Source organism: uncultured Chitinophaga sp. (assembly GCF_937874145.1).
Lineage (GTDB): Bacteria > Bacteroidota > Bacteroidia > Chitinophagales > Chitinophagaceae > Chitinophaga.
The window spans coordinates 1-4,701 of the sequence record NZ_CALNBI010000480.1 but is presented as its reverse complement, the minus strand read 5'-3'; the positions used below and the strand labels follow the sequence as shown (position 1 = coordinate 4,701).

3 protein-coding genes are annotated in these 4,701 nt (G+C 50.6%); 1 reads left to right on the top strand and 2 read right to left on the bottom strand.

Features of this window, described 5'->3' with window-relative positions; genetic code table 11:
• Positions 1-939, top strand: a 939-nt coding sequence (locus Q0510_RS22975) for a hypothetical protein (RefSeq protein ID WP_298716999.1), incomplete at its 5' end; no start/stop codon positions are given.
• A 549-nt stretch (positions 940-1,488) separates the two neighbouring features.
• Here Q0510_RS22975 and Q0510_RS22970 read toward each other — a convergent pair.
• Positions 1,489-2,886, bottom strand: coding sequence for a RagB/SusD family nutrient uptake outer membrane protein (locus tag Q0510_RS22970; RefSeq protein WP_298716997.1), 1,398 nt, complete (start codon positions 2,884-2,886; stop codon positions 1,489-1,491).
• A gap of 11 nt (positions 2,887-2,897) precedes the next feature.
• On the bottom strand, positions 2,898-4,701 hold a 1,804-nt coding region (locus Q0510_RS22965; RefSeq protein ID WP_298716994.1), incomplete at its 5' end, for a SusC/RagA family TonB-linked outer membrane protein.

The window sequence follows — 4,701 nt, the reverse complement described above, 5'->3', positions numbered from 1 at the left end:
GAGAACCAGGGCGAGGGCGCTGCATGGAGTTTTACATTTGATGGAAATACAGCGCCAATAGCTCCCGGCGAAATAATGACAAAATCGGAACGCGCCAGGAAAGTAAAGGATTCGCAAAAAGGGATCACACGGAGCAAAAATATTCCCCTGATGGAATTTCTTTTCTATAAAAAAGATATCGGGACTGATAACAAAGCGTTTTTCGACAGGGTATATGACCTGTTCATACAACACTTCATCAATTCGTTCAAAGACCCCGAAAACCCTACTATTGATGAATTAACTGACATTATCAAAACCAATCTTCAATCGGCCGCTGTTGTAAAAGAACTATTCCGAAAAGCATTACCGGCTGCCAATGATATATCTATCAAAGAAAGCGAGTTGCTCAACATGAACACCACCGCGCTTTCATTATTGCATCATAATCTGTCAGGAAATTTTCACAGAATAAACCCAGGGAGCCTCGCTCAAGACCGTTACCGCACCTTTTTGCAAATATACCAGATCCAAAAATTTGACGGTACTACCCACACAAAGGTGCCAGTGATCTTCAATCCATATGACGGATACGGATATGATGTCCTTGACTACTATGACAAACTCAACCAGCCCAATGCCTTGCTGACTTCTGATTCTTTCCTGCTGGAAGAAGCGGATACTGAAGCATTCCTGAGAAGGTATAAACATTACTGGGCCAGTTTCTGGTTATTCCAGATACCACATCATGGTTCGTCCCATAACTCGGGCTTGCGACTTTTCGCCAAGCTGCCCCACGAAACCAGGTTGTTTATCAATTACGGCGTACACAAAGCGTGGGGCGGCACCTGGAGGCATCCCAGCCCCAAAGTGATCACGGACATTGTGGCTGCAGGAATTTCCGGCAGACTTCTGGCTGTAAACGAACATTGCGGTTACTTATTAAACGTAGAATATTGAAAACAGTTCTTGTCTACCGCCTATGCCCCGGCAACCTGCAACTACCAGGACAAACCATCGTACAGCGCGACCAGGTATACAGGTGGATGCCCAAGGTTGGTAGGAACATCCGGGACAAAAATACAACCCTTCACCTAAGTCAACTAGCATCTACGCGACTGATGCCGGTGATAAGTACTCTTGCAAAAAATTTCTGGGACAAGCGCAAAACCACATAATATACTTACAACTATAAGCTGATTAACTTTCAGTTATTGAAATAAAACTTCGATCCTTGAGAAATTGGTTCGAAAGAAGTCCACTTAGGTGCACCAAAACAGAAAATCCGCTCTATGAGCGGGTTTTCTGTTTATAATATTCTCCGGTCATCATCATTGGTATCTGATAATCTAAGATTTTCTGGTTCGATTTCACTTACCGTTTTCAAACATCATGAGATCCATCAGTACCCCCAAAAGCTATGCGCGCTTACTCTAGCACCTATGTTTGTATAAACAGAAAAAAATGGCCCCATAACAGAGCCATTCTATTTCAATTCATTCTCCCTGCTTAATAGCCATCGTTCTGACTAAGTTTTGGATTGGTACTTCTCGCCACCTGCGGAATCGGGAATAGTGCGGCCGTGGGCTTCCACAGGCTACCTTTCACCGCCGTCATCACAGTATTCACCCGTCCGGTCCTTTTCAGATCGAACCAGCGATGGCCGTATTCGGCGAATAGCTCCACACGCCGCTCCTTCTCTATTGCCAATAGCATTTCCGCTTTATCATCGGCGGCAGGACGGCCCAGGCCCGCACGGCCGCGGACAGCCTCCAAATCCTGGTGTGCTTCGTCGATATTGTTCAGCTGCGCGTTGGCTTCGGCACGGATGAGGTATTGCTCGCCCAGGCGTAAGAACATTTCATACTCCAAAGCACCGCTGGTAGTGTAGCTGTTCCGCTTATACTTCGAGGGATATGCGTAGGTTTTGTTATTGTAGGTGATGTCGCCGGTCCAGGCGGCGCGACGCGCGTCGCCGGGCTCAAAGGACGACAGCAGTTCATCCCGCAGCACATACGACGGACCTACCGCGGATGCGTCGGTGGAAGGGCTCAGCTGATCCTGGATGTAGGTATGATTGTATACGTTCGTATAAAACTGAAGGATCGCCTCTTCGCTTGTAGCCGGGAAAACCTGATCCAGTGCGGGCATCCGGTACAGTTCCGACCGGGCGATAACTGTTGAGGAATGTGTAACCGCCGCGGCGTAATTACCGCGATAGAGATATACCCGGGCAAGCATTGCATGCGCCGCCCATTTGTTGGCGCGGGTCCGCGTACCGCCGTTGGCATAGCCGTAATCCGGCGCCAGCAGGGGTACCGCTGCGGCAAGGTCCTGTTCGATGCTCTTGTATACGTCTTCAGCCTCCGTTCTGGCCGCTACGCTGTTTTCCGTAACGTCGGTTTTCAGGATCAACGGCACATCGCCATACAAATTAACCAGGTAAAAATGGCTCACCGCCCGCACGAACAGTGCTTCGCCTTTCAGTTGGTTTTTCAGCGTCGCGGAAAGCGGGCTGCCTTCAATGCCCTCCAGGATGCTGTTGGCCTGGTAAATGACCTGGTATATGGTGGACCACATTGTCAGATTCGTAGCGTCGTTAATGGAGATCGCGTTGTTCTTGTACTGATCGTAGGTGCTGCCGCTGAAGTAGTAGAATTCATCCGACGCCATTCCGCCTGTAAGCGTGATTTGCGTCTTGAACGCAGCATCGCCGACGAACGTGTAATTGTACATATAGCTGTACAGTCCGCTAATGGCGGATACCGCGGTGGTGGAATCCAGGAAAACCGCGTCGCGGGTCAGCTGACCAGTAGGATTAGGTATGTCGATGAGCTTTTTACAGCTGGCGGCGCAAATGCCGAGCATCAGCGCGAGTACCGGTATATTGAGTTTATTCTTAATCATGGAGAATGGCGTTACAGTGTGACTTGAATCCCGATGGTGGCGGTTTTTAATGGTGGCAATGTCAGCGCTTTCGTTTCCGGGTCAAAACCGTAGTACCCCGTAAAGGTCAGCAGGTTTTGGCCACGCAGGAAGAACCTGCATGCATCAATCCCCTTTTCGTTCAGCCAGGCGCTTTTCAGGTTATAAGAGATAGCCAGGTTCTTCAACCGGATATAAGAGGCGTCCTGCAACATTGCGGTAGAGCGGGCGTAAGCTTCGTATGCAACGTAAGCAGGTGAACCGGCGTTCACAGTCGGGCGAAGGCCATCGCGCAACATATGCGCATCCTGGTTGAAGGCCAGCCCAGGCACCATGTAAGGATCGCTGGAGCGGGGATGAAGGCCGTCCTGTTTCACGAACTGGAAGAAGATGTCGAAGCTCCAATTACGGTATGAGAGCGTATTGTTGAACCCGCCGTAGAAGTAAGGGGCTGTTTGGCCTGCCGCGATGAGATCGCCGCCGCCGTTGCCGGCAAGCCCCGGAACCGGGGTCTTATCGCCGTCCTTATCGGTCACCTCCGGGATGCCGTCTTTCAAACCGGCATATTCATACAATGCGATCATGCTCAACGGCTGTCCGATCAGGTACATATCCCGGAACCCGGATTCCGCAAGGCCGGGGAAAGATGCCAGTTCGTTCCGGAGACTGGTAAGATTGAAAGAAGTGTTCCAGCTGAAAGCGGTTTTCTGCATCGTTTTCACGTTCAGCTCGATTTCGATGCCTTTGTTTTGCACCAATGCCGGGAAGTTGGATTGAAACTCAGAGAAACCAGTCTGCGGCGTGAGCGGTGTGCCTACGAGCATGTTATCCGACCGGTTACGGAAATAGTTAAGCGTGAACATAAAACGGTCTTTCGCAAAACCGAGTTCCAGTGCAGCTTCCAGTTTCTTCGTCACCTCCCAGCTGAATTCCGGGTTTGCCACGCGCGTGGGCATCATGCCCGCAGTGGGGCCATAGGGATAAACGGATGGGCCATAGGTATCGAGATAACCATAATCGGTGATTTGATCGTTCCCGGTGGAACCGTAGCTTCCGCGGATCTTACCGTAGCTGAGCCAGGGCAGCGTTGACGAAATGAATGCTTCGTTACTGAAAACCCAGGCCAGCCCGATGGATCCGAAATTGCCGAACTGCTTGCCTGGCGCGAAACGGGAGCTGCCGTCGCGGCGAAAAACACCGTTCAGGATGTACTTGTCATCCCAGTTGTAGGTAAGCCGCCCGAAACCGGAGGCATAGCGGTAAAGGCTCTGGCTGTTGGTAATGGAATTGATCCTGCCTGCAGAGGAAACGTTTTCCAGCAATTCGTCGGAAGCGTAGTTGGTCGCGAAGATGTAATACGGCATGACGAACCGGCTTTCCTGGTAGCTGCCGCCTCCCACGAAATCGACTTTAGACCGCCCAAAGGAACGGGTATACGAGATTTGTGGCTCCAGGATCAGGCTTTGATTGTTATTGTTGGTGTAAATCGCCAGGTTGCTGGAACCGCCGAGCACCGGCCGGGGGCGCGTGATCGTCTGCACCATTTCTATCCGGTTGTATCCACCGCTGACTTTCAAATCCAATCCCTTCATCAGCGTATATTTCAGCGTCAGGTTCGCCACCAGGTTATTGGAATTCGATTTGTGTTTGGAGAGCATCCAGGCATAGGGGTTATCGTATTCATCGCGGTAATACAGCTTGCCTTCAGGCGTGTAGGCCGGGAAATTGGTCGGTAATTTATACGCCATGATCGGGTCCACGAACGCGGGCATGAGGTTATTGTCTTTGTTGTAGAAA